Source organism: Neoroseomonas marina (assembly GCF_012927745.1).
Taxonomy (GTDB): Bacteria; Pseudomonadota; Alphaproteobacteria; order Acetobacterales; family Acetobacteraceae; genus Neoroseomonas; species Neoroseomonas marina.
Map to the genome: position 1 here is coordinate 727,318 of NZ_JABBKX010000001.1, position 24,312 is coordinate 751,629.

The 24,312-nt window shown below is 72.0% G+C and carries 24 protein-coding genes; 9 read left to right on the forward strand and 15 right to left on the reverse strand.

Annotated features, from left to right (window positions below; translation table 11 throughout):
• Nucleotides 1-64: 64 nt before the first annotated feature.
• The 3 genes from GWK16_RS03535 to groES all read right to left on the reverse strand — a co-directional run bounded on the left by GWK16_RS03535 (nt 65) and on the right by groES (nt 3,158).
• The gene (locus tag GWK16_RS03535; protein ID WP_170052555.1) at nt 65-1,042 is read right to left on the reverse strand and encodes a Bug family tripartite tricarboxylate transporter substrate binding protein; all 978 of its coding nucleotides are present in this window, start codon (nt 1,040-1,042) and stop codon (nt 65-67) included.
• A gap of 106 nt (nt 1,043-1,148) precedes the next feature.
• Nucleotides 1,149-2,792, reverse strand: coding sequence for a chaperonin GroEL (gene groL / locus GWK16_RS03540; RefSeq protein ID WP_168042140.1), 1,644 nt, complete (start codon nt 2,790-2,792; stop codon nt 1,149-1,151).
• Between the two features lie 51 nt (nt 2,793-2,843).
• Nucleotides 2,844-3,158 (reverse strand): co-chaperone GroES, encoded by a 315-nt coding sequence (gene groES / locus GWK16_RS03545; protein WP_168042139.1) that lies wholly within the window; start codon nt 3,156-3,158, stop codon nt 2,844-2,846.
• A gap of 298 nt (nt 3,159-3,456) precedes the next feature.
• On the opposite strand from groES, the gene GWK16_RS03550 reads away from it, so the two are divergent.
• The 3 genes from GWK16_RS03550 (at nt 3,457) to GWK16_RS03560 (ending at nt 6,417) form a co-directional block, all read left to right on the forward strand.
• On the forward strand, nt 3,457-3,735 hold the full coding sequence (locus GWK16_RS03550; protein WP_170052556.1) for an usg protein: 279 nt from the start codon (nt 3,457-3,459) through the stop codon (nt 3,733-3,735).
• 70 nt (nt 3,736-3,805) lie between these two features.
• Nucleotides 3,806-5,377, forward strand: a complete 1,572-nt coding sequence (locus GWK16_RS03555; RefSeq protein WP_211187040.1) for an aspartate:alanine exchanger family transporter — start codon at nt 3,806-3,808, stop codon at nt 5,375-5,377.
• Nucleotides 5,378-5,394: 17 nt separating this feature from the next.
• Nucleotides 5,395-6,417: a 2-hydroxyacid dehydrogenase gene (locus tag GWK16_RS03560; protein ID WP_170052557.1), complete on the forward strand. Its 1,023-nt coding sequence runs from the start codon at nt 5,395-5,397 to the stop codon at nt 6,415-6,417.
• A 67-nt stretch (nt 6,418-6,484) separates the two neighbouring features.
• Here the strand turns inward: GWK16_RS03560 and GWK16_RS03565 are convergent, their stop codons facing one another.
• The 7 genes from GWK16_RS03565 to GWK16_RS03595 all read right to left on the reverse strand — a co-directional run bounded on the left by GWK16_RS03565 (nt 6,485) and on the right by GWK16_RS03595 (nt 11,414).
• Complete coding sequence (locus GWK16_RS03565) at nt 6,485-6,757, reverse strand: ubiquitin family protein (RefSeq protein ID WP_170052558.1); 273 nt, start codon at nt 6,755-6,757, stop codon at nt 6,485-6,487.
• The gene (locus GWK16_RS03570; protein ID WP_170052559.1) at nt 6,750-7,835 is read right to left on the reverse strand and encodes a WD40/YVTN/BNR-like repeat-containing protein; all 1,086 of its coding nucleotides are present in this window, start codon (nt 7,833-7,835) and stop codon (nt 6,750-6,752) included. Before GWK16_RS03570 ends, GWK16_RS03565 begins: the two co-directional genes overlap by 8 nt.
• A complete protein-coding gene (locus GWK16_RS03575; protein WP_170052560.1) occupies nt 7,832-8,293 on the reverse strand; it encodes an SRPBCC domain-containing protein in 462 nt (153 codons plus the stop codon). Before GWK16_RS03575 ends, GWK16_RS03570 begins: the two co-directional genes overlap by 4 nt.
• Nucleotides 8,290-8,622 (reverse strand): ArsR/SmtB family transcription factor, encoded by a 333-nt coding sequence (locus GWK16_RS03580; protein WP_170052561.1) that lies wholly within the window; start codon nt 8,620-8,622, stop codon nt 8,290-8,292. Before GWK16_RS03580 ends, GWK16_RS03575 begins: the two co-directional genes overlap by 4 nt.
• A 127-nt stretch (nt 8,623-8,749) precedes the next feature.
• On the reverse strand, nt 8,750-9,958 hold the full coding sequence (gene ubiM / locus GWK16_RS03585) for a 5-demethoxyubiquinol-8 5-hydroxylase UbiM (RefSeq protein ID WP_170052562.1): 1,209 nt from the start codon (nt 9,956-9,958) through the stop codon (nt 8,750-8,752).
• 47 nt (nt 9,959-10,005) lie between these two features.
• Nucleotides 10,006-10,707: a TVP38/TMEM64 family protein gene (locus GWK16_RS03590; protein WP_170052563.1), complete on the reverse strand. Its 702-nt coding sequence runs from the start codon at nt 10,705-10,707 to the stop codon at nt 10,006-10,008.
• Nucleotides 10,704-11,414 carry a glycosyltransferase gene (locus GWK16_RS03595; protein ID WP_456306746.1) on the reverse strand — a complete coding sequence of 237 codons (711 nt, stop codon included), beginning with the start codon at nt 11,412-11,414 and terminating at the stop codon, nt 10,704-10,706. Before GWK16_RS03595 ends, GWK16_RS03590 begins: the two co-directional genes overlap by 4 nt.
• Nucleotides 11,415-11,567: 153 nt before the next feature.
• Here GWK16_RS03595 and GWK16_RS03600 point away from each other — a divergent pair, with 153 nt between their 5' ends.
• The 4 genes from GWK16_RS03600 (at nt 11,568) to GWK16_RS03615 (ending at nt 17,009) form a co-directional block, all read left to right on the forward strand.
• Nucleotides 11,568-12,656 (forward strand): COX15/CtaA family protein, encoded by a 1,089-nt coding sequence (locus GWK16_RS03600; RefSeq protein ID WP_170052565.1) that lies wholly within the window; start codon nt 11,568-11,570, stop codon nt 12,654-12,656.
• Complete coding sequence (locus GWK16_RS03605) at nt 12,653-15,292, forward strand: sensor histidine kinase (RefSeq protein WP_170052566.1); 2,640 nt, start codon at nt 12,653-12,655, stop codon at nt 15,290-15,292. The genes GWK16_RS03600 and GWK16_RS03605 overlap by 4 nt, the downstream gene beginning before the upstream one ends.
• The gene (gene tldD, locus GWK16_RS03610; protein WP_170052567.1) at nt 15,289-16,719 is read left to right on the forward strand and encodes a metalloprotease TldD; all 1,431 of its coding nucleotides are present in this window, start codon (nt 15,289-15,291) and stop codon (nt 16,717-16,719) included. Before GWK16_RS03605 ends, tldD begins: the two co-directional genes overlap by 4 nt.
• 65 nt (nt 16,720-16,784) lie before the next feature.
• Nucleotides 16,785-17,009 (forward strand): hypothetical protein, encoded by a 225-nt coding sequence (locus tag GWK16_RS03615; RefSeq protein ID WP_170052568.1) that lies wholly within the window; start codon nt 16,785-16,787, stop codon nt 17,007-17,009.
• 13 nt (nt 17,010-17,022) lie between these two features.
• Here the strand turns inward: GWK16_RS03615 and GWK16_RS03620 are convergent, their stop codons facing one another.
• Together GWK16_RS03620 and GWK16_RS03625 are read right to left on the reverse strand one after the other, a co-directional pair.
• Complete coding sequence (locus GWK16_RS03620) at nt 17,023-18,366, reverse strand: glutamate--cysteine ligase (protein WP_170052569.1); 1,344 nt, start codon at nt 18,364-18,366, stop codon at nt 17,023-17,025.
• Nucleotides 18,367-18,402: 36 nt separating this feature from the next.
• The gene (locus GWK16_RS03625) at nt 18,403-19,128 is read right to left on the reverse strand and encodes a 16S rRNA (uracil(1498)-N(3))-methyltransferase (RefSeq protein WP_170052570.1); all 726 of its coding nucleotides are present in this window, start codon (nt 19,126-19,128) and stop codon (nt 18,403-18,405) included.
• A gap of 29 nt (nt 19,129-19,157) precedes the next feature.
• On the opposite strand from GWK16_RS03625, the gene ubiA reads away from it, so the two are divergent.
• Nucleotides 19,158-20,057 carry a 4-hydroxybenzoate octaprenyltransferase gene (ubiA, locus tag GWK16_RS03630; RefSeq protein WP_170052571.1) on the forward strand — a complete coding sequence of 300 codons (900 nt, stop codon included), beginning with the start codon at nt 19,158-19,160 and terminating at the stop codon, nt 20,055-20,057.
• Nucleotides 20,058-20,071: 14 nt separating this feature from the next.
• Nucleotides 20,072-20,695: a class I SAM-dependent methyltransferase gene (locus GWK16_RS03635; RefSeq protein WP_338144393.1), complete on the forward strand. Its 624-nt coding sequence runs from the start codon at nt 20,072-20,074 to the stop codon at nt 20,693-20,695.
• Here the strand turns inward: GWK16_RS03635 and GWK16_RS03640 are convergent.
• The 3 genes from GWK16_RS03640 to GWK16_RS03650 form a co-directional block, all read right to left on the reverse strand.
• Nucleotides 20,692-21,954: a c-type cytochrome gene (locus GWK16_RS03640; RefSeq protein ID WP_170052573.1), complete on the reverse strand. Its 1,263-nt coding sequence runs from the start codon at nt 21,952-21,954 to the stop codon at nt 20,692-20,694. The genes GWK16_RS03635 and GWK16_RS03640 overlap by 4 nt on opposite strands.
• A complete protein-coding gene (locus GWK16_RS03645; protein WP_170052574.1) occupies nt 21,951-22,700 on the reverse strand; it encodes an SDR family NAD(P)-dependent oxidoreductase in 750 nt (249 codons plus the stop codon). Before GWK16_RS03645 ends, GWK16_RS03640 begins: the two co-directional genes overlap by 4 nt.
• 73 nt (nt 22,701-22,773) lie before the next feature.
• Nucleotides 22,774-24,312 carry a DHA2 family efflux MFS transporter permease subunit gene (locus GWK16_RS03650; RefSeq protein ID WP_170052575.1) on the reverse strand — a complete coding sequence of 513 codons (1,539 nt, stop codon included), beginning with the start codon at nt 24,310-24,312 and terminating at the stop codon, nt 22,774-22,776.

The following is a 24,312-nucleotide window of genomic DNA, read 5'->3' on the forward strand; positions in this document are numbered from 1 at the left end:
ACAGCTGGACCTTTCGATCTGACGCAGATTGCGCCGGGGGCGTCAACAAGACCTTGCGGCTACGTCATTCCACCCGAATGCCGAGTTCGGGAATGGTGCGGCCCCAGAAGGCGTGCTCGTCGCGCACCTGCGCGATGAAGGCGTCGGTCGAAACGGGCGCCGCAAGCGGTTCGAGGCCATCGCGCCCGAGCTTCTCGTGGAAGGCCGGCATGGCCGCGATCTCGGCGACCGCGGCGCGCAGCGCTGCGACCGGCTCGGCCGGCGTGCCGGGCGGGAAGAAGGCGCCATGCCAGCCGGTCACGGCATATCCGGGCAGGCCCTGCTCGGCGACCGTCGGCACGTCCGGGAAGGTCGGCGAACGGCGCGCGCCGGTCACGGCGATCGGGCGAAGCTGCCCCTCGCGCACCAGCGGGATCGCCGGCGGCGGGGAGGAGATGTTGAACTGCACCGTCCCGTTCACCGCATCCATCAGCGCCGGCGAGGTGCCGCGATACGCGACGTCGGACAGCTCGATGCCGGCCATGCGCGCGAGCAGCTTGCCCGCCAGGTGGTTGTTCCCGCCATTGCCGGAATGGCTGAAGGTGACCTCGCCCGGCTTGGCGCGCGCCTGCGCAATCAGCTCCTGCAGGTTGGTCACGGGCCAGCGCGGATTGCCCACCAGGATGTACTGGTAGTTCGCGAGGATGCCGACCGGGACGAGCACGCGCGCGGGGTCCTCGCGCTCCGGCGTGCGGTAGACATGCGGATTGATGACGATGTTCGAGGACACCGCATACAGGAAGGTGAAGCCGTCGCCGCGCGCGCGCACCGCGGCCAAGGTCCCGATCGACCCGCCGGCGCCACCGCGATTGTCCACCACTACCGTCTGGCCGATCTTCTGCGACAGGATCTGCGCGAATTCGCGCCCGACGATGTCGGTCCCGCCGCCCGCGGCATAGGGCACGATCATGGTGACCGGCCGGTTCGGCCGCCAGCCGCCCTGCGCGCGGGCAAGGGCGGGCGCGACGAGCGCGGGTGCGAACAGGACATGGCGGCGCTTCATGGGCGTTTCCCCGGACAGGCAGGTCTCGCCGCCCCATAGCATGCCAAAACGAAAAAGGGGCAGTCCCGAAGGACTGCCCCCTCTCGGTCTCCCGATCCGCGAAGGATCAGAAGTCCATGCCGCCCATGCCGCCCATGTCGCCACCGCCGGCCGGGGCCGCGGCCGGCTTCGCCGGACGCTCGGCGACCATCGCCTCGGTGGTGATCAGCAGCGAGGACACCGAAGCGGCGTCCTGCAGGGCCGTGCGCACGACCTTGGTCGGGTCGATGATGCCGGCGGCGACCAGGTCCTTGTACTCGTCCGACTGCGCGTCGTAGCCGAACTCGTACTTGTCGGTGCGGAGCACCTCACCCGCGACCACGGCGCCGTCCTTGCCGGCGTTCTCCGAGATCTGGCGGATCGGCGCCTGGATCGCGCGGCGCACGATCTCGATGCCGACCTGCTGGTCGTTGTTGTCGGCCTTCAGGCCGGCCAGCTTCTGGGAGGCGCGCAGCAGGGCCACGCCGCCGCCCGGGACGATGCCTTCCTCGACCGCGGCGCGGGTCGCATGCAGCGCGTCGTCGACGCGGTCCTTGCGCTCCTTCACCTCGACCTCGGTCGAGCCGCCGACGCGGATCACCGCGACGCCGCCCGCGAGCTTCGCCAGGCGCTCCTGCAGCTTCTCACGGTCGTAGTCCGAGGTGGTCTCCTCGATCTGCGCCTTGATCTGCTCGCAACGGCCCTTGATGTCGTCCTTCTTGCCGGCACCTTCGACGATCGTGGTGTTCTCCTTCTCGATCCGCACCTTCTTGGCGCGGCCGAGCATGGCGAGCGTCACGGTCTCGAGCTTGATGCCGAGGTCCTCGGAGATGACCTCGCCGCCCGTCAGGATCGCGATGTCCTCGAGCATCGCCTTGCGGCGATCGCCGAAGCCCGGCGCCTTCACGGCAGCGATCTTCAGGCCGCCGCGCAGCTTGTTGACCACCAGGGTGGCCAGCGCCTCGCCCTCGACGTCCTCGGCGACGATCACCAGCGGACGGCCCGACTGCACCACCGCCTCGAGCAGCGGGAGCATCGGCTGCAGCTGGGACAGCTTCTTCTCGTGGATCAGGATGTAGGGGTCATCCATCTCCGCGATCATCTTCTCCGCATTCGTGATGAAGTACGGGGAGACGTAGCCGCGGTCGAACTGCATGCCCTCGACGACGTCGAGCTCGGTCTGGATGCTCTTCGCTTCCTCGACCGTGATGACGCCCTCGTTGCCGACCTTCTCCATCGCCTGGGCGATCATCTCGCCGATCTCGGTCTCGCCGTTGGCGGAGATGGAGCCGACCTGCGCGACCTCGGCGGAGGTCGTGATCTTCTTGGTCTTGGACTCGAGTTCCTTGACCACCTCGGCGACGGCCTTGTCGATGCCGCGCTTGAGGTCCATCGGGTTCATGCCGGCGGCAACCGCCTTCGCACCCTCGCGCACGATGGCCTGGGCCAGCACGGTCGCGGTGGTGGTGCCGTCGCCGGCCAGGTCGTTCGTCTTCGAGGCCACTTCGCGCACCATCTGGGCGCCCATGTTCTCGAACTTGTCGGCCAGCTCGATTTCCTTGGCGACCGTCACGCCGTCCTTCGTGATGCGCGGGGCACCGAAGGACTTGTCGATGACGACGTTGCGGCCCTTCGGGCCCAGCGTCACCTTCACGGCGTCGGCCAGGATGTCCACGCCGCGGATCATACGCTCGCGGGCGGAGGCGCCGAACTTCACGTCCTTAGCAGCCATGTGTCTCTACCTCTGGAATTCTGTGTTGATCGGGGAAGCGGAAGCGGCGCCTCAGGCGGCCTTCTTCGCCTCGGCGGTGCCCTCGAGGATGCCCATGATGTCGCTCTCCTTCATGATGAGGAGCTCCTCGCCATCGAGCTTCACCTCGGTGCCCGACCACTTGCCGAACAGGATGCGGTCGCCGGCCTTCACGTCGAGCGGGCGAACCTCGCCCTTCTCGTTGATGGTGCCCGCGCCGACGGCGACGACTTCGCCTTCCTGCGGCTTTTCCTTCGCGGTGTCGGGGATGATGATGCCGCCGCGGGTCTTCTCTTCAGCCTCGATGCGGCGGACGAGAACGCGGTCGTGCAGGGGACGGAACTTCATGAAGCTATCCTCTCCTGAGCCTCGGAATGAGACGGCTCGCCCTGGGAAGCCTGGCCGGGTGCCGGAACACCCCGGCCGTTAGCACTCCCCCCAGAGGAGTGCCAGCGATCTAAGCCCCGGCTCCGGCCCCGTCAAGCGTTCGGCAGCACTCATCGACCGCGAGTGCTAATAGATTGATATTATAAGATTTTTCTTGCCATCCGCTGCGCCGCACATGTCATCCTGATGACGGCGAGCGACCCGTCAGAGGCCCCGCCCGCCTGAAACCGCACGGCGCCACCGCACAGGGAAAGGCAGAATGACGGTGCTGCAGGGACTGGAACCGATCCTCCGATTCCGCGACTGGCGGATGACCACCGCCGAGTTGCTCTACCATATGCCGGACCACCCCCACGTCCTGCAGAGCTATGTCTGGCAGAAGATCGACCACGCGCCGGAATTCCCGGAACTGAACCGCTTCCTGGATTTCTGGCAGCGCGAGATCGACGGCCCGCTCCATTCCGTCCGGGTCGCCTGCACCGCGCTGACCCGCCCGGCGGAGCTGCGCTACACGAACGGCGTGTTCACGCTTCACTGAACGCCGTCCGCCGCGCGACAATGCCTCGCCGCCCGGGGCCAACGAGCGCCCAGCGGCGGGGAGAAGCGCCGTGGACATTCTGACTGGCCTGCTCGAGGGCTCGCCCATGCTCGCCCTCTTCGTGGCGATCGGGCTTGGCTATGCACTTGGGCAGGTCCCGGTGCTCGGCGTCACCTTCGGCGCCGGCGCCGTTCTCTTCTCGGGCCTCGCGATCGGCGCCATCGCGCCGCGGGCCGCACCACCCGGACTCGTCGGCACCCTCGGCCTGCTGATGTTCCTCTACGGCACCGGCATCCAGTACGGCGCGCAATGCGTCGCCGGCCTGAAGGGGCCAGGGCTGCGCTGGATCCTGCTCGCGCTGCTCGCCGTCGTCGCCGCCCTCTTCGCCGCCCGGGCCGTGGGGGAGATGCTCGGCCTGCCGATGGCGGTTGCGGCCGGGATGTTCGCCGGGGCCGGGACCAGCACCTCCGCCCTGCAGGCGGCGATCACCGCCGCGGGCGGGGGGCCCGAGCCCACCATCGGCTATGCCGTCGCCTATCCCGTCGGGGTCATCGGCCCGATCCTGCTGATGGGATTCATGCTGCGGCTGTTTCGTCCGGAGATCCCGGTCGCCGCCCCGGCGCTGCGCCATGCCGAGGTCACGCTCCGCCCCGGAGCGCCGCCACAGCGCCTCGCCGAGATCGAGGCCACTCTCCCCGAGGGCATCCGCATCCTGGCCACGCGCCGCAACCACCAGAACGCGCCCGCCGAACCCAACACGATGCTGGCCGGCGGCGACGGGCTCCTGCTGCTCGGCCCGCCGGCCACCGTGGCGGAAGCCGTCGCCCTCCTCGGGGAGGAGGAGGAAGGCCGCCTCGGCAAGGACCGCAGCGACTACGACCTGGTGCGCGTCATCGTCTCGAAGCCCGCCTTCCGCGGCCGGACGCTGGCCGAGATGCCGATGCCCGCCTGTCCTCTCCGCATCGCCCAGATCCGCCGCGGCGACGCCGTGATGATGCCCGCGCCGGACCTCGCGCTCGAATACGGCGACGTCCTCGTCCTGCTCGCGGAAAGCGGCCACCGCCCCGAGATCACCGCCCATTTCGGCGACAGCGTGAAGGGCAATGCCGAGCTGTCCTTCATTTCGATCGGCATCGGCATGGCGCTCGGGTTGCTTGCCGGCATGATCCGCGTGCCGCTGCCCGGCGGCGGGGGCTTCAGCCTCGGGGTCGCGGGCGGGCCGCTCGTCGTCGCCCTTGTCCTCGGCTGGCGCGGCAGCACCCTCGGCATCGGCTGGCGCATGCCGGTCGCAGCCAACATCGTGCTGCGCAACTTCGGCCTGTCGATCTTCCTCGGTCAGGTCGCCATCGCCTCCGGCCGGCCCTTCGTCGAGACCGTGGCGGCGCAGGGCCCTGCGGTGCTGGCCGGCGCGGCGCTGGTGCTCGCGACCATCGTGCTGACCGTGCTGCTGATCGGCCACCTGATCCTGCGCATTCGGGTCGACGACCTGTTCGGCGTCTGCGCCGGCGCCACGGGCAACCCGGCGATCCTCGCCGGCGCCAATCGGCTGCTCGGCAGCGACCGCGCCGATATCGGCTACGCGATCGTCTTTCCCACCATGACCATCGCCAAGATCATCGCCGTCCAGCTCATGCTGGGCTGACGGGCGCGGAGGCCACCATGCGCATCGCCATGTTCAGCACCAAGCCCTACGACCGCCGCAGCTTCGAAGGCGCGCCGGGAGCCTCGGCGCACGAGATCCTCTATTTCGAGCCGCGCCTCGCGCCGCTGACCGCGCCGCTCGCCAATGGCGCCGAGGCGGTCTGCGCCTTTGTCAACGACGACCTCTCCGCCCCGGTGCTTGAGGTGCTCGCCGCGGGCGGCACGCGGCTGCTGCTCCTGCGCTGCGCGGGCTTCAACAATGTCGACTTGGCCGCGGCGCAGCGCCTCGGGCTCAAGGTCGCACGCGTGCCGGCCTATTCGCCCCATGCGGTGGCCGAGTTCGCCATCGGCCTGATGCTCTCCCTGGTGCGCGGCATCCACCGCGCCTACCAGCGCACGCGGGACGGCAACTTCGCCCTGGAAGGCCTGCTCGGCTTCGACCTGAACGGCAAGACCGTGGGCGTGCTCGGCACCGGCAAGATCGGTGCGATCGTCGCGCGCATCCTCGCCGCCGGCTTCGGCTGCCGCGTCCTCGCCTCGGACGTCCATCCCGACCCCGGGCTGCAGGCGATCGGCGTGACCTACATGGATCCGCGGGCGATCGCCGCGCAGGCCGACATCCTGACCCTGCACTGCCCGCTGACGCCCGAGACGCACCACGTCGTCCGCGCCGAGACCCTCGCCATCGCCAAGCCCGGGCTCCTGGTCGTCAACACCAGTCGTGGCGGGCTGATCGACACCGAGGCCGCGATCGAGGCCCTGAAATCCGGCCGGCTCGGCGGCCTCGCTATCGACGTCTACGAGCAGGAGGCCGATCTCTTCTTCGAGGATCTGTCGAACGAGATCCTGACCGACGACGTGATCGCGCGGCTGCTCACGTTCCCCAACGTGCTGGTCACCGGCCACCAGGCCTTCTTCACCGCCGAGGCGCTCGGCGCGATCGCCGAGGTCACCCTCGGCAACGCCACCCGCTTCGCGGCGGGGGAGGCGCTGGGCCACGCCGAGGTGACCGCCAGCGCGATGGTCCCGCACAAGGCGTAAGGCGGCCTGCGCGGGCGCGCGCCTGCGGCGTGGGCCCGGGTCGAGGCCGGCAGGCTCGAGGGCCCGGCTACCCGCCGCTGATCCACGTCATGACGATCATCTCGCCCCCCGGCGGGATGGGCGTCTCGAGCCTGGCGCGCTCGCCGTCCACGAAGATGTTGAGGTGCCGACGGATGGCGGGCGTCGAATCGCACAGGCGGTCGCGCATCCCCGGCCATCGCCCGTCCAGCGCAGCGATCGCCTCCGCCACACTGCCCGCGGCCACCTCCACCAGCCCCGGCGCGCCGGGAAACAGGCGCCGCAGCGCCTCGGGCAGCAGAACGGTCACCGCCTCAGCCATCGCGCACCAGCGTCTCGACGCTGAGGATGGTGGGCAGGTGCTCGGCGATGCTGGACCAGGTCTCGCCTTCGTCGGCGCTCGCGAACAACCCGCCGCCGCTGGTTCCGAAATAGACGCCGGCGGGTTCCATCCGGTCGGTCGCCATCGCCCGGCGCAGCACGCCGAAATAGGCGTTCTTCTGCGGCAGGCCCGCGCGCATCGCCTGCCAGCTCGCCCCGGCGTCGCGCGTGCGCCACACCGCCGCCGCCGCCCCGGGCATGAAGCGTCCGGCCTGGTCCCCGTTCAGCGGCATCAGGAACAGCGTGTCCGGGTCCCGCGGATGCGCCGCGGCCGGAAAGCCGAAGGAGGACGGCAACCCCGCCTCGATGCTCTCCCACCGCCGGCCGCCATCGTCGCTGCGGTACATGCCGCAATGGTTCTGCTGGTACAGCCGGTCGGGCATCCCCGCCGCCATGGCGAGGGCATGCACGCATTGGCCGTGCTCGGGATAGCGCTGCTCCTCCGGCGCGTAGTCCTGCCGGGTGCCGCGGTTGCGCGCCGTCCAGGTCGCCCCGCCATCCTCGGTCGCGAAGACCCCGGCGACCGAAACCGCCACCCAGACCCGGTTCGGGTCGGTCGGGTGCGTGACGATGCCGTGCAGGATCATCCCCCCACCGCCCGGCTGCCATTCGGGCCGGCTGGGGTGCTCGCTCAGCCCCGTCACAGGGGTCCAGGTCTCGCCGCGATCGGTGCTGCGGAACAGCCCGGCCGGCTCCACCCCGCACCAGAGCGTCCCGTCCGGCCCGAGCGCCAGGGACCAGGCCGACTTGATCGGTGTCTCCCCCTCCGGATAGGCGAGCCCCGCGCTGGAATGCGTCCAGGTCCGGCCGAGATCCTCCGACCGCCACACCGCCGGCCCGAACCACTCGTTGCCCCCGGCGGCCCAGATCGTGCCCGTCGCCGGATCGGCGATGGCGTGGTTGATCGGCCATGTCTCGCAGAAGGGACCGCGCAGCGCCCAGTCGCGCCGGCCGGCATCGCCTTCCGCGATGAAGACCCCCTTCTTGGTGCCGAGCAGCAGAAGCACGTGTCCCGTCATCGCGTCGTCTCCCTCGATCCGTCGTGTTGCGCCCCGCCGCCGAACAGCGCGTCCAGGCGTTCGAGCGATTCCGTCCAGCCGCGCCGGTGCCGGGTCGCGGTCGCCTCGTCGGCGAAGCGGTCATGGACCAGCGTCAGTTCCGTGCCCTCGGCCACCGGGCGCAAGCGGACGCTCACCCGCGATTGCCGTTCGGGCGTGCTGTGCCAGGCCCAGGTGAAGGCGAGACCCTCGCCCGCCGCCACCTCGGTGTAGGTGCCGCCGACCTCGTGCCGCTCGCCGTTGTCCTCGCGCAGCACGACGCGGAAGCGACCGCCGGGCCGGACGTCGAGTTCGGCGTCCTCCACCCGCGTGTGGTGCGGGCCGAACCAGGTCGCCAGCGTCTCGGCCCGGATCCAGGCGGCGAAGACCTGCGCGGGCGAGGCCCGCAGGCGGCGGACCAGGGTCAGGCTCGGCGTCACGGCGCGCGCTCCAGCGCCGCGGCAAGGCGGTCGAGGCTTTCCTCCCAGAACCGGGCATAGCGCTGCAGCCAGGCCATCGCGTCCTCGAGCGGCGCACCGACCAGCCGGCAGGTCACCGTGCGCCCCGCCTTCTGCCGCGCCACCAGCCCCGCCCCTTCCAGCACGTCGAGGTGCTTCATCACCGCCGGCAGGGACATCGGCAGCGGCTTCGCCAGTTCGCTGATCGACAGGCTTCCGTCCTCGGCCAGGCGGGCGAGCATGGCGCGGCGCGTGGGGTCGGTCAGCGCACCGAAGACGCGGTCGAGCGCAGGTTGGGGTAACTGAACCATTCGGTTAAGTTTCAGCGCAACGTTTCGGGCGCGTCAAGCGGAGAGGGGCGCCGCCCCTCTCCGGACCTCACCCTGCCAAAGGCCTAAGGGCCTTTGGAAACCATCACTTTTGGGTGTCCAGAGGCCTTCAGGCCTTTGGTGGGGAGGCTTGGAGGGGCAGCGCCCCTCCAGAGGACCGCCGCGCCGGCGCATCCATCAGCCCGGCCACGATGGCCTTCCGCACCGGCCTCAGCACGGCCCCGGCCCCGATCAGCGCCGCCCGCACGGCCCGAGCCGGCGCCCGGTCATCCGAATAGAGCCGCCCGATCGCATTGGTCGCGAGGAACAGCGGCAGCGTCGCCCGCCGGTGTGCCGCGGCGTAGCGCGACAGCCCCGCCGCGTGCCCCGGATCGGCCGCCGCCCGGATCTCCCGCGCCAGCAATTCGGCGCCGGACAGCCCGAAATTGAACCCATGCGCCGTAACCGGATGCATCCCGACCGCGGCGTCGCCCAGCAGCGCGAAACGGCGCCCCGCGAAGCGATGGGCATAGGTCGCGACCAGCGGATAGGCGTGCCGCGTTCCGGCCGGGCGCATGGCGCCGAGCCGCCCCTCGTAGCGCCGCGCCACTTCCTCGGCGAAGGCCCCGGGCGTCATCGCCATCAGGCGCTCCGCCTTGGCCGGCGGCAGCGTCAGCACGACCGAGGAGACGTCGCCCGCCAGCGGCAGCATGGCGATGGTCTGGCCATGGCCGAACCACTCCGTCGCGACGCCCCCGTGCGGTCGTTCATGCGCGACGCGCGCCACGATCATGGTGCGCCCGAAATCGAGCATCTGCGCCCCGATCCCAGCCCGCCGCCGCGCCTCGGAAAAGCGGGAATCCGCCGCGACGACCACCCGTGCCGAGACCTCCTCGCCGCCATCGAGCGCCACGACCGCCCCCTTGGCGCCGAGCGCAAGCCCCGTCACCGCCCGCCCGGCCAGCAGACGGGCCTCGCCCCACGCGGCCATCGCCTCGAACAGTGCGCGGCGGATCAGGTGGTTCGGCACCAGCCGCCCCAGCGGCTCATCCCCGCCCGGCGCGAAGCGCAGCGCGAGCGGCGAGGCGCCGTTGATCACCTTCGCTTCGCGCAGCGGCGCCATCTCGGCAGCCGGGATGCGCTCCCAGGCGCCAAGGTCGCGCAGGATCGCCTGGGACCGGTGGGTCAGCGCGATCTCGCGCCCGTCGAAGGCCGGATCGGCGATGGAGGCCTCCGGCGCGCGTTCCAGCAGCGTGACCGTCCGCCCGCTGCCGGCCAATGCGCAGGCGAGTGCCAGCCCGGCCGGCCCCGCCCCGATGATCGCGACATCCGTGTCCATGCCGTCACGTCCCCCGGACGGCCGCGGCCGTCCATGATCCAGCGCAATCAGCGCGCGTCCTCGTCCTCGAGCGCCTGGCCCGCCCGGTGCCGGCGCAGCAGCAGCAGCCCGATCCCGGCCGAGACGACGAAGAGTGCCACCGCCAGCCCCAGCTGCCACGCCCCGTCCACCCGGATGCCCTTGCCGAGCAGCGCGAAGATCACCGTCTGCGGCAGGTATCCGACGGCCGAACCCGCCAGGAACGGAACCAGCGGAATGGACGCCATGCCCGCCAGAAGGTTCAGCGCCAGGTTGTTGCCCACCGGCAGCAGCCGCAGCGCCAGCGTCGCGTTGAACGGGCTGCCGGCCAGCACGTCCCGCAGCGGCCGCAGCCGGTGCCCGAAGCGACCGGCGAGCCGCCGTTCCGCCCAGCCCCGCCCGACCGCCTTCGCCCAGCCATAGGACGCGGCGCAACCCGCCACCTGGGCCGCCAGCGACAGGAGCGTCCCTTCGACCGTCCCGAAGGCATAGCCCCCGAGGAAGGCGACGCCCTGTCGCGGCACGCCGGCGGCCGTCGCCGCCGCGCCCATCGCCACGAAGACGACGTCGCCCAGCAGCCCCTGCCCCAGCACCCAGCGGTCGACCCATTCGGTGCCTGGCGCGAAGCCGATGCTGCGCAACAGCAGCCCCGCCACGGCGAGCCCCGCCGCCAGCACGCCCAGCTTGACCAGCGCCGCGCGGCGCCGGGCGGACGCCGCCTCCGCGGTCATGGCCCTGTGTCGCGCTCGATGGCCGGTCGCTTGCCGCGCCGCTGCAGCCAGGCCATGCCGATCAGGTCGAAGATGCTGACCAGCAGCCGGTCGAGCGTCCCGTAGTTCGACGCCCCGCGCACCCGCGGCCGGTGGTTCACCGGCTCGCTGACGACCGACCCGCCCTGGCGCAGCGTCAACGCCGGCAGGAAGCGGTGCATGTGGTCGAAATGCGGAAGGTCGAGGAACAGGTCCCGCGCGAAGACCTTCAGCCCGCAGCCGGTATCCGGCGTCGCGTCCTTCAGCAGACGCGAGCGCACGGCATTCGCGATCCGGCTGGAATACCGCTTGATGCCACTGTCCTTGCGGTTCACCCGATGCCCCGCGACCAGGGTGCGGCGCCCGGCGGCGGCCTCGGCCTCGGCGCGGGCGAGCATCTTCGGGATGTCGGCCGGGTCGTTCTGCCCGTCCCCGTCCAGCGTCGCGATCCAGCGCCCGCGCGCCGCCTTCACCCCGGTGATGACCGCGGCCGACTGCCCGCAGGACGCCTTGTGGCGCAGGGCATGAACGGGGGCCCCGACCTCGCGGGCGGCCTGCAGCGCCGCCCAGGTGTCGTCGGTCGACCCGTCGTCGACATAGACGATCTCGTGCGGCACGGCGGCGAGGGCAGCCTCGATCTCGGCCACGAGGGGCCCGATGTTCGGCGCCTCGTTGCGGACGGGGATCACGACGGAAAGGGTCGGCGGTGCTGCACCCGAAGGCGCGGCAGGGGCGGCCCCGGCGCTCGGCTCGGGAGACATGGCCGCGGCGGGTAGCAGGGGCGCACGTCCCGGGCAAGCCGCCCCGATGCGCGACGCGCGACCCCGGCCTATATCGCCGCCATGCCATTCGATGCCCGCACCCTCGCCGCCCCGCCCGCCGACCGCTCCGCCGCCGATGCCCGCGCCGTCGCGCGGTGGTTGCTCGTCGTGGCCGGCCTCGTCTGGATCATGGTCGCGATCGGGGGCGCCACGCGCCTGACCGGGTCGGGCCTGTCGATCATGGAATGGGCGCCGATCGCGGGCACCCTGCCCCCGCTGTCCGAGGCCGAATGGCAGCGCCTTTACGATCTCTACCGCACCATCCCGCAGTATCAGCTCGTCAATGCGGGATTCGGGATCGAGGGGTTCAAGGAGATCTTCTGGCTGGAATGGATCCACCGCTTCTGGGGGCGACTGATCGGGCTCGCCTACGTCGCCGGCATGGCGTGGTTCTGGCTGCGCGGGCGCGTGCCGGCGGGGCTGAAGCCGCGGCTCGTGCTGCTGCTCGCGCTCGGCGGCGCGCAGGGGGCGATCGGGTGGTTCATGGTCGCCTCGGGCTTCGAAGCCGACCGCACCGCCGTCTCGCCCTACCGGCTCGTGGTGCATCTCTCCATGGCCTTCCTCCTGTACGCGATGCTCGTCTGGACGGCGCTCGGCCTGCTTCGCGCGCGTCCGACGGAGGACGCCACACCGACGCGGCTGCGCCGCCTCGTTCACATCACCGCGTGCGCGGCAGTCATGGCGATGCTCGCCGGTGGTTTCGTGGCAGGAGTCCGCGCTGGCCTTTCCTACAATACGTTTCCCCTCATGGATGGACACTTCGTGCCCGAAGGCTACTGGGACCTCGCGCCGGCCTGGCAGAATCTGACCGCCAACATCGCGGCCGTGCAGTTCAACCATCGCCTCGTCGCCACGGCGACCCTGCTGCTGGCCGGCTGGGCCGCCATCGAGGCATGGCGCGCGCTGCCGCGCGGACGGGTGCGCGGATCGGTCGTCGGCCTCGCCATCGCCGTGGTGCTGCAATACGGGCTCGGCGTCGCCACGCTGCTGCTGGTCGTGCCGGTCTGGCTCGGCACGCTGCATCAGGCGGTGGCGGTGCTGGTCCTGACCGGGACGCTGCTGGCGCTGCATGCCGTGCGCCGTCCCAACCCCCGATCTACGCCCGGATGACAGCGGAGGCCGCCGCGCTCCGAGCCCTCGAGGCCCTCCCCCACGCCATGGTCGTGGTGGACGGGGCGGATCGGCTGGTCCTCGCCAACGCAGCCTTCTGGCGCGATGCCGGCGCCGAGGCGAACCGTTTCCCGCCCGGCACGCCGCTCGCCAACCTGTTCCGGCTGATGGCCTTCCGCGGCCTGTTGGGCCCCGGAGACCCGGTGCGGCTGGCGTCCGAAGCCCTCGCGTTCGACCGCGCGCGGTCCTCCCGCCGCAGCCAGCGCAGCGCCGATGGCACCCGCATCAACGAGGTGTCGATCCTGCCGCTCGCCCAGGGCGGCTTCGCGATGCTGCTGGTCGACATCACCGCCTTCGATCGCGCGGAGGCGACGCTGCGCGAGCGGACGACGCTGCTCGAACGCGCCCTGAACGGCCAGCGCGGCGGCATCGCGCTGTTCGATGAGGCGCAGCGGCTGGTCCTGCACAACCCGGCCTATCGTCGCCATTCCGGCGCGAGCGTGGAGATGCTGGCCGGCAAGCCGACGCTGCACGAGGTGCTGGCGGCGCTCGACAGCGCCGGCGAATTCCTCACCAGCCGCGACCGCGAGCACCTGCGCAGCGCCCTCGCCGCGGATCGCCGCCGACCGCGCACGGCGCAGCGCGAACGCCCCGACGGCACGGTCGTCCGCTACCTCAGCACGCCGCAGCCGGATGGCGGCTTCCTCATCGAATCGGAGGACGTGACCGACCTGTCCCGCGCCGAGCACGACGCCGGACGCCGGGCGGCGATCCTCGACGGCGTGCTCGAAGCGCTGCCCCAGGGCGTCTGCGTGTGGGGGCCGGACTCCCGCGTCGCCATGTTCAACACCGCCTACACGCGCCTGATGGAAGGCGCCCCGCTGCAGGTCGGCGACACCCTGTGGGACGTCATCCGCCGCCGCGCCGAAGCCGGGGAGTACGGAGCCGGCGAGGCCGAGGCGCTCTACGCGCGCGAGATGGCGCGCGACCTCTCCCAGCCCCAGGCGCGACGCCGGCTGCGCGCCAACGGCACCGCGCTCGACGTCCGCACGGCCCCGCTGCCCGATGGCGGCCACATCTCGGTCATCACCGACATCACGGAGCTCTGGCACGCCGAGGAGGAAGCGCGGCGGCGCGCCCAGCTGGTCGAAACCGCCATGGCGTCCATGCGCCACGGCCTGGTCATCTTCGGGCCCGACCATCGTGTCGTGGCGTCGAACGAGCTCGCCGCACGTCTCGCCGGCCATGAGCCGGGCGAGGTCTGGCCCGGTCGGTCGATCGGCGACCTGATCCGCGCGCAGCACGCGCATGGCGGCCTCGGGCCCGAGCCGCAGGCGACCCGCATCGTCGAGGCCGCGCTCGCCCTGGACCGCACGAAGCCCCACCGTTCGGTGCGCGAGACGCCGGACGGGCGCGTCATCGAGGTCGCCTCGGACCCCACGCCGGATGGCGGCTTCATCATCACCCATGTCGACATCACCGCGGTCGCGCGGGCCGAGGCCGAGGCCAAGGCGCGCGCCGCCATCCTGCAGGTGATGCTCGAGAACATGCGTCACGGCATCTGCCTGTTCGACGCGGACGGCCGCGTGGTCGCCGCCAACGCGCTGGCCGCCGCCATGACCGGCCTGCCGGCGGATGGGTTCCGACCCGGGCGCCACATCCTCGAGCTGCGGTCCGACCAGATCGGCGGGGGCGTCTACGGCGCGCCCGAGGACGCGCGGCGCATCCTCGGCGATCGCTGGGACATCCCGCTGCGGGCGCCCGACCGCTACACCCGCCGCCGCCCGGATGGCCGCATCATCGAGGTGACGACCGACCGGACGCCGGATGGCGGCTTCGTCCGCACCTACAACGACGTGACCGAGGACCGGCGCATCCGCGACGAGCTCGAACTCGCCCGCAGCGCCGCCGAGGCCGCGAGCGCCGCGAAGTCGCGCTTCCTCGCCACCATGAGCCACGAGTTGCGCACCCCGCTCTCGGCCGTCATCGGCTTCGCCGAGGCGCTGCTCACCGATCCCCGCCCTGCCGAGGTCACCGAGTATGCGACCGCCGTGCACGATGCGGGCCGCCAGCTCCTGTCCCTGATCGAGGACATCCTCGACGTCGCGAGCGCCGGCGGCCCGGCCCCGCCCCCGCCGGCCGTGCCCGTGGACGCCGAGGCGGTGTTGCAAGACGTCGCCGCCGCAATCCGCCCCGCCGCCGAGGCAGGCGGCCTCACCCTCACGACCGAAGCCGCCCGGGACCTGCCCGCTCTGGCCTGCGATTCCCGCCGCTTGCGCCGCGTGCTGCGCGCGCTGCTGGACAACGCGGTGAAGTTCACCCCGGCCGGGGGGCGGCTGAACCTCTCAGTCGGGCCGGATGGCGAGGGCGGGGTCGTTTTCCACATCTCCGATACCGGGATCGGCATGGCCCCGGACGACATTCCGCGCGCCTTCGAGCCCTTCACGCAGCTCGATTCCGCATTGTCGCGGCGGTTCGGCGGCTCGGGCCTTGGGCTGCACCTGGCCCGCTTGCTGGCCGAGGCGATGGGCGGCAGCCTTGCGCTCACCAGCGCGCCGGGCCAGGGGACGATCGCCACCCTTCGCCTGCCGCGGGAGATCACCATCTCTCAGGCAGTGCCCCAGGAGATCCCATGACCGCCCTTGCGACCACCGACGCCCTGTTCTTCGGCCTGCTGGACCGGGATGCGGCCGAACGCCGCCTGCGCGAGGCGACCGAGGGCTGCGAGGATGGGGAACTCTTCCTCGAATACCGGGAGAGCGAGGCCATCGCGATCGACGATGGCCGCATCCGCTCGGCCTCCTACGACGCCACGCGCGGCTTCGGCCTCCGCGCGGTCAGCGGGGAGGCCGCGGGCTACGCCCATGCCGGGGAACTCTCCGATGCGGCGCTGGCCCGCGCGGCGGAGACGGTGAAGGCCGTCCGCCAGGGCCGCTCCGGCACGCTGGAGGCGGGACCGCGCGCGACCAACGCACGCCTCTATTCCGACGCCAATCCGCTGACGGCCATGGATTTCGGCGCCAAGACCGCGTTGCTGCAGCAGATCGACGCCTTCGCCCGCGCCCGGGATCCGCGCGTGGTGCAGGTCTCGGCCTCGATCACCGGCGAATGGCAGGCGGTACAGATCCTGCGCCCGGACGGGCAGCGCGTGGCCGACCTGCGCCCGCTGGTGCGCTTCTCGGTCTCGATCGTCGTGGAGAAGGACGGGCGTCGAGAGACCGGGTCCTTCGGCACCGGCGGCCGCTTCGACTATGCTCGCATCCTCGCCGGCGATGCCTGGAAGGCGGGCGTCGAGGAGGCGCTGCGCCAGGCCCTGGTGAACCTCGACAGCGTCCCCGCCCCGGCGGGCGAGATGGAGGTCGTCCTCGGCCCGGGCTGGCCCGGCATCCTGCTGCACGAGGCGATCGGCCACGGGCTCGAGGGCGACTTCAACCGCAAGAAGACCTCCGCCTTCGCCGGGCTGCTCGGCCAGCGCATCGCCGCGGCGGGTGTCACCGTGGTGGACGACGGCACCATCCCCGACCGGCGCGGATCGATCACCGTCGACGACGAGGGCACGCCCTCGGGCCGCACCGTGCTGATCGAGGACGGCATCCTCACCGGCTTCCTGCAGGACCGGCAGAACGCCCGGCTGATGGGCGTCGCGCCCACCGGCAACGGCCGCCGCCAATCCTATGCGCACGCCCCCATGCCGCGCATGACCAACACCGTCATGCTCGGCGGGGCGCATGCGCCGGAGGAGGTGTTGTCCTCCGTCAAGCGCGGCCTGTTTGCCGTGAATTTCGGCGGCGGGCAGGTGGACATCACCTCGGGCAAGTTCGTCTTCGCGGCGAGCGAGGCCTACCTGATCGAGAACGGGAAGATCGGCGCGCCGGTGAAGGGTGCGACGCTGATCGGCAACGGCCCGGATGCGCTGACCAAGGTCGCGATGGTGGCGAACGACATGGCGCTCGACCCGGGGATCGGCACCTGCGGCAAGCAGGGCCAGGGCGTGCCGGTGGGCGTCGGCCAGCCGACGCTGAAGATGACCGGCCTGACGGTCGGCGGCACCGCGGTCGGCTGAAGGATTTCCTCGCGCCGGCCGGCCCGCCGGCGCGAGGCTTCGGTCGGCTTTCGGGAGCACCGCCCATGGACCCCAGGATCCCTGTCGACGAGGCCGCCCTTCACGCGGTGGAGGAAGAACGGCGCCGCCAGACAGGCGACAATGTCGAAGCCGGCCTGGACGGCGCGGCGGACATCGTGGACCTGACGCTCGATGGCGCGCTGGCGGTCGTGGCCGACGGCGCGGTAGCGGTCGCCGAGGGCGCGGTGAACCTGGTCGGCGCCGTGATCGGCGGGCTGCTCGAAGGCTGAACGGCCCGGCGGCCTAGATCGCCGCCTCGGAAAAGATCCGCGAGACGTCCCCGCCCCAGGCCGCCGCGTTGCGCTCGAGCCAGCGATCCGCCTGGGTCTGCCCCCTCGCCACCACGAAGTCGAGCGGATCGAGGAACATCTCCTCTCCCGCGCCGCGCGCCTTCAGGCCGTCGCGCGCGATCGCCAGCACGTCACGGGCGACATCGCGCAGCGGCCGCCCGCCGATGCTCGCCTCCAGCGCCTGGGCCGGCACCGCCTCGCGCAGCGCGCGCATCTCGCCGACGGTCCAGTCCTTGGTCAGCGCCCGCGCGGCCTTCTGCGCGGCGTCGTCGTAGATCAGCCCGACCCAGAAGGCCGGCAGCGCGTTCAGGAAGGCGGGCGCACCGGCGTCGGCGCCGCGCATCTCGAGGAAGCGCTTCAGCCGCACATCGGTGAAGACGGTCGTGACGTGGTCCGCCCAGTCCCCCATCGTTGCGGTGTGGCCCTTGAGCTTCTCCGCCCGGCCTTCGAGGAAGGCGCGGAAGGACATGCCCGCCGCGTCGATCCACTGCCCGTCGCGCATGATGAAGTACATCGGCACGTCGAGCACCCAGTCGGCGAAGCGCTCGAAGCCGAAGCCGTCCTCGAACACCACGGACGGGATGCCGGTGCGGTCGGGATCGGTGTCGGTCCAGACCTTGCCGCGCAGGGTGCGGTAGCCGTTCGGCGTGCCCTCGGCGAAGGGCGAATTGGCGAACAGCGCCGTGGCGAGCGGCTGCAGCGCCAACGACACGCGCAGCTTCTCGACCATGTCGGCCTCGTCGCCGAAGTCGAGGTTCACCTGCACCGTGCAGGTCCGCAGCATCATGTCGAGGCCCATATGCCCGACCCGCGGCATGTATTCCCGCATGATCGCGTAGCGACCCTTGGGCATCCACGGCATCTGCGCGCGCGTCGCGAGCGGATGGAAGCCGAGCGGCGCGAAGCCGAGGCCGAGCGGCGCCGCCACCTGGCGTACCTCATCGAGATGCTGCGCGAGTTCCGCCGCGGCGTCGTGCATGTTCGCGAGCGGCGCGCCGGAGAGTTCGAACTGCCCGCCGGGCTCGAGCGAGACGGAGGCATCGCCGCGCTTCAGCCCGATCGGATTGCCGCGGTCGAGGATCGGCTGCCACCCGAAGGCCATCAGCCCTTCGAGCATGGCGCGGATGCCGCCCGGCTCGTAGGGCGGGGGGGCAAGGTCGTCGCGGCGGAAGCCGAACTTCTCGTGCTCGGTCCCGATGCGCCACTGCGCGCGCGGCTTGCTGCCGGCGGCGAACCACCCGGCAAGCTGACGCGCCGAGGTGATCGGCGTAGGATCCGACTCGCCAGGATTCGACATGCAGCCCTTCCGCGGTCGCCGCAGGACGCGGCGCGTTCAGCTCACGTCCCAGTCCCCCGCCAGCGCCTGGAGCACCGCAAGGCCCGCGACCGCCGCCGTCTCGGCCCGCAGGATGCGGGGGCCGAGGGCGACGGCGGTAACAAAGGGACGACGCATGGCGTCGTCAAGTTCACCCCCCTCGAAGCCGCCCTCGGGTCCGACGAGCCAACCGCAGGGAAGCCTCATCCCGGCTGCGACATGACGGATCGGCAATGCTCCCCTGCGTTCCGCGGCGACCAGCAGCGGCGTGCCATCCCAGGCATCGAGCGCGGCGTGCAGGGGCAGCGCGGCGCGGACCTCCGGCACCGACAGCCGCTCGCATTGCTCGGCCGCGCCGCGCGCGATGGCGGCCAGGCGATCGAGGTTCACGCGGTCGACGATGCTGCGCCGCGTCATCACCGGCTGGATGACCGAGACGCCGAGCTCCGTCGCCTTCTCCACGATCCAGTCCATCGCGTCCCGCTTGATCGCCGCGACCACCAGGCGCAGGTCGGGCTCCGCTGCCGCGCCGCGCTGCCGCGCCCCGAGCGCGAAGGCGCAGCGGTCCTTGCGCAGATGCGCGATGGTTGCGGCGAACTCCCCGTCGCGGGCGTTGAAGACGGCGACCTCGTCCCCCGCCCCGCGCCGCAGCACGGTGCCGAGGTGGTGCGCCTGGGCCGGCGTGCCGGGGATCTCGGCGCCCTCGGCCAGGGCGGCGTCGTGGAACAGTCGCGGGGTGGACATGGCGGGTCTCCGCACCCCTTATACGGCGCGTGAGCGGCTATACCGACATCCGCGCCGGCGGCTGGGTCGCGCGCCTGCCCGAGGGCTGGCGCCCCTATGCCCTGCTGATGCGCCTCGACCGCCCGATCGGGTCCTGGCTGCTGTTCCTGCCCGGCCTCTGGGCCTTCGCCATGGCCGCGCCCTCCTGGGGGCGTGGGCTGTGGCTGACCGTCCTGTTCGGCCTGGGCGCCGTGCTGATGCGCGGCGCGGGCTGCGTGGTGAACGACCTCTGGGACCGCGACCTCGACCGCCAGGTGGAACGCACGGCGGGGCGGCCGCTGGCCTCGGGCGCGGTGCGGCCGAAGCAGGCGCTCGCCTTCCTGCTCGGGCTGCTGCTCGTCTCGCTGCTGATCCTGGTGCAACTGCCCTGGGCGGCGATCCTGCTCGGCGTGCTCTCGCTGGTGCCGATCGCGCTCTATCCGCTCGCGAAGCGCCTGACGGACTGGCCGCAGGCGGTGCTCGGCGTCGTGTTCTCCTGGGCGGCGCCGATGGGCTACGCCTCGGCGACCGGCGGGCTGGATGCGGCGGCGATCGCGCTCTGGGCCGCGGGCTTCTTCTGGATCCTCGGCTACGACACGATCTACGCGCACCAGGACCGCGAGGACGATGCGCTGGTCGGCATCCGCTCCACCGCGCTGCGGTTCGGCGAGAAGACGCGCCCCTTCCTCGCCGCCTGCTATGCGGTGACGCTCGTGCTGCTGCTGCTGGCGGGCTGGCTCGCGGGCCTGTCCTGGCTCTACGTCCCGGCGCTGCTGCTGCCGGCGGCGCTGCTGGCGCGGCAGGTCGTGACGATCGACATCGGCGATCCGGCGCTGTGCCTGCGGCTGTTCAAGGCGAACCGCGATGTCGGCCTCGCGATCGCGCTCGCCTTCCTGATCGGCCGGCTGTGAGCCCCGAGGATTTCGTGCGGACCCACACCGCGGTCGCGCGCGCGTCGATCGTGCCCGAGATCGCGCTCCACCTCGCCAGCGAGATCACGCCGATCTGGCAGGCCACGGAGGAATGGCTGAAGGAACGCAACATCGAGCCGCCCTTCTGGGCCTTCGCCTGGCCCGGCGGGCAGGCGACGGCGCGGCTGCTGCTGGACGAACCGGCACGCGTCGCAGGCAAGCGGGTTCTCGACTTTGCCGCCGGCTGCGGCATCGCCGCCATCGCGGCCGCGAAATCCGGCGCCGCGCTGGTCGAAGCCGCGGAGATCGACCCCCTCGCGCTGGCCGCCGTGCGACTCAACGCCACCTTGAACGGTGTGTCGGTCGCGACGCCCGAGGGCGACATCGTCGGCGCGCCCTGCCGCTGGGACGTCATCCTCGCCGGCGACGTCTGCTACGAGGCGCCGATGACGGCGCACATCCTGCCTTGGCTGCGCGGGATGGCGGCAACAGGCGCCGATGTGCTCCTCGCCGATCCCGGCCGCGCCTACCTGCCGCGCGAGGGTCTCGAGCCCCTGTCCCGCCACGCCGTGCCGACGACGCTGGAACTCGAGGACCGCACCCTGCGCGAGGTAACGCTCTTCCGCCTGTTGCCTTAGCGCGTCGCCTGATCGAGGAAGCGCAGCAGCGCCGCCATGTCCTCGGCATTCTCGATGCGCTGCACCGGCATCTTCGTCCCCGGCGTCACCACGTCCGGCCCGCGGGTGAACAGATCCGCGAACGTCTCCGGCGTCCAGACGATGTCCCCGCGCGCGAGCCGATCCGAATAGGCATAGCCCGCGACGCTGCCCATCCGACGCCCGAACAGCCCGTGCAGGTTCGGCCCGGCCATGTTGCCGCCCTCGGGCGTCAGGGCATGGCAGGCGGAACAGGCCCGGAAGACCCGCGCGCCATGCTGGTCGAGGCCCGCGCGGGTGTCCTCGGCCGCCGCTTCCCGCACCGGGCCGATCGCGCGGCCCGCGAGCGCATCCCAGCGCCGCACGCGCCGATCGGCGCCGCCCGTCCACAATGTGCGCCCATCCGCGTCGAAAGCGGCCGACCAGACGGGCGTACCCGGCCCATCCAGCGTGTGCAGCAACCGCCCCTCCGGCAGGCCAAGGATCGCGACACTGCCGCCGAGCGTCCCCGCCGCCAGCAGCGTCCCGCGCGCATTCGCTGCCAACGCGACCACCGGCCGCCCCGCGGCGAGGATCTCGCGCACCTCCCCATTCGCAGCCACCAGGCGCACGCGGCCGTCGACGCCGCCCGCGGCCAGCGCCCCGTCGGGCAAGGCGACGAGCGCTGTCTGCGGAAGGCCGAACTCGGCGATCGTCTCCGGCACGCCATCCGCGCCCCAGGCGCGCAGCGTTCCGTCGTAGCCGGCGCTCACCGGCACGCCGTCGCTGCGGAAGGCCACCGCGTTCACGTTGCCGCGGTGGCCTTCCAGAACGCGCGGCGCCGCGCCCTCGCGCCACAGCCGCACCGTGCCGTCCCAGGCGGCCGAGGCCAGGACGCCATCGTGCCAGGCGAGCCCCGCCACCGGCCCCTCATGCCCGTCCAGCACGCGCTCCGGCGTGCCGCCGCGCGGATCCGGTCCCCAGAGCGCGATGCGCCCATCCTCCCCGCCCGAGGCGAAGCGCCCGCCGGGAAGTGCGGCGAGCGCATTCACCGCCCCCGCATGCCAGCGCACCACCGCCCGCGCGTGCCCAGCCGCGCGGTCCCAGACGATCATCGACTGGTCGAAGCCCGCCGAGGCCAGGCTGCCGCCCTCCGGCGCCACGGCCAGCGCGCGCACCGGCCCGCCATGCACCGCGCCCTGGTCCTGCGCGGCGGCCGGCAGCGTCAGCGCCGCAAGCAGCAACGCCAGCCGGGCGATCACACGACGACCCCGCCGCTCACATGGATCACCTGGCCGGTCACGTAGCCCGCGCCCGGCGAGGCGAGGAAGGCGACCGCCGCCGCCACGTCGTCCGGCTGGCCGAGCCGGCGCATCGGGATGCGCGCCGCGATCGCCTCCCACTGCGCCTTGTCGAGCGCGGCATGGGTCCCTGGGTCCTTCTGCGTGTAGCCCGGCGCCACCGCGTTCACCGTCACCGCCGGCGCCCATTCCAGGGCCAGCGCCTTCACCAGCGCCTCGACCCCCGCCTTCGCCGCGGCCGAGGCCGGGAAGATCGTGACGTCGTTGCGGAACAGGTGCGCGACGAAGGAGGAGACGGCGACCAGCCGCGGATCGCGCCCCTGCTGCAGGATCGGCCCGGCCTCCCGCGCCAGCCGCAGGAAGGCGAGCGCGATGGCGTCGTGGCTCTTCGCGAAGGCGGCGTCGGTCAGCCCCGCCACCGGCGTGCGGTCGGCGAAGCCGGCGTTCGAGACCACGACATCGAGGCCACCAAGCAGTTCCGCCGCCTCCTTCACCGTGCGTTCCGGCGCCCCGGGTTCGGCGAGGTCGCAGAACACCTCGTAGGCGACGCCGCCGCGGGCACGGATGGCCTCGGCGGTGCGGGCCGCGCCCTCGCGGTTGCCGCGGGTGTGAACGGCGATGGCGACGCCCGGCGCGGCGAGCGCCCGGCAGCAGGCGGCGCCGATCCCGCTCGCTGCGCCGGTGACGAGGATGTTGCGGTCCGCCATGCGTGAAAGGTCCCGATCGATGCCGGGCGACTATAGGTGCCGCGGCGGCGGAGGGGCAGCACCCCTCCTCCGGTCAGTCCATCGCGGCGTGGCCGGGCTCGGCCGGCCGCAGCGTCGCCGGGCGGCGCATCAGAAGCACCAGGATCGCGGTCGGGATGCAGAGCAGCAGCAGCAGGTGAAAGTCGTTGGCATAGGCCATGACCTGCGCCTGCCGGGTCACCTCGGCATTCAGCAGCGCCGCGCCGGCGGGCGTGCCGGGATCCCAGAACTGCGCCACGCCCGGCAGGTGCAGCAGCCGGTTCAGCGGGCTCACCAGCGCGGCGATCTCCGCATGCAGGACCTGGCTGTCATGCTCGAGCACCGCAATGGTGGCCGAGATGCCGATGGCGCTGCCGATGTTGCGCACCAGGCTGGTCAGCGCCGTGCCGTCGGTGCGCAGGTCGGGCGACAGGGTCGCGAAGGCGATGACCTGCAGCGGGACGAAGATGAAGCCGAGCCCGAATCCCTGCGCCGCCGTGGTGAACATCAGGTGGTGCGCGTTGAGGTCCGGCGTCCAGCCGGTCATGTCCCACAGCGACCAGCCCATCACGGCGATGCCGAACATCATGAGCGCGCGCGGATCGACGCGGTCGGCGACGCGCCCGGCGACCATCATCGCCATCATCGTGCCGACGCCGCGCGGCGCCAGCACCAGCCCCGCATCGAAGACCGGATAGCCACCCAGCGTCTGCAGGTAGGGCGCGAGCAGCGCGGAGGTCGAGAACAGGATCGCGCCGACCACGAACATCATCATCAGGCCGGAGAGGAAGTTGCGGTCCCTGAAGATCCGCGGCGGGATGAAGGGCCGCGGCGCCGTCAACAGGTGCACGAGAAACAGCCAGAGCCCGAGCGCCGCGACGCCCGCCTCGATCAGGATCTCGGTCGATTCGAACCAGTCCTCCCGCTGCCCGCGGTCGAGCATCAGTTGCAGCGCGCCGATGCCGATGCTGAGCGCGGCGAAGCCGAAGACGTCGAAGGGCCGCGCGGTCGCCGGACGGTCGTCATGCAGGAAGATGGACAGCCCCGCGAAGGCGAGCAGTCCGACCGGCAGGTTCACATAGAAGACCCAGCGCCAGTCGTAGGCTTCCGTAAGCCAGCCGCCGAGCGTCGGCCCGAGGATCGGCCCGAGCATCACGCCCATGCCCCAGACCGCCATCGCCGAGCCCCGCCGCGCCGGCGGGTAGATGTCGAGCATGGTCGCCTGGGACAGCGGCACCAGCGCCGCGCCGAAGGCGCCCTGCATCAGGCGGAACGCCACCATCTGCTCGAGCGACTGCGCCGCCCCGCACAGCACGGAAGCGAAGGTGAAGCCGCCCACCGAGATCAGAAAGATCCGCTTCCGCCCGTAGCGCGCCGCGAGCGCGCCGACGGGCGAGGTGAAGATCGCGGCGGCGACGATGTAGGAGGTCAGGACCCAGGTGACCTGGTCCGCCGTGGAGGACAGCCCGCCCTGCATGTAGGGCAGCGCGACATTCGCGATGGTGCCGTCCAGCGCCTGCATCAGCGTCGCCGCCATGGCGCAGACGGTGATCAGCGCGCGGTTCGGTTCCCCGCCTTGCGTGGCCTCGGCCAT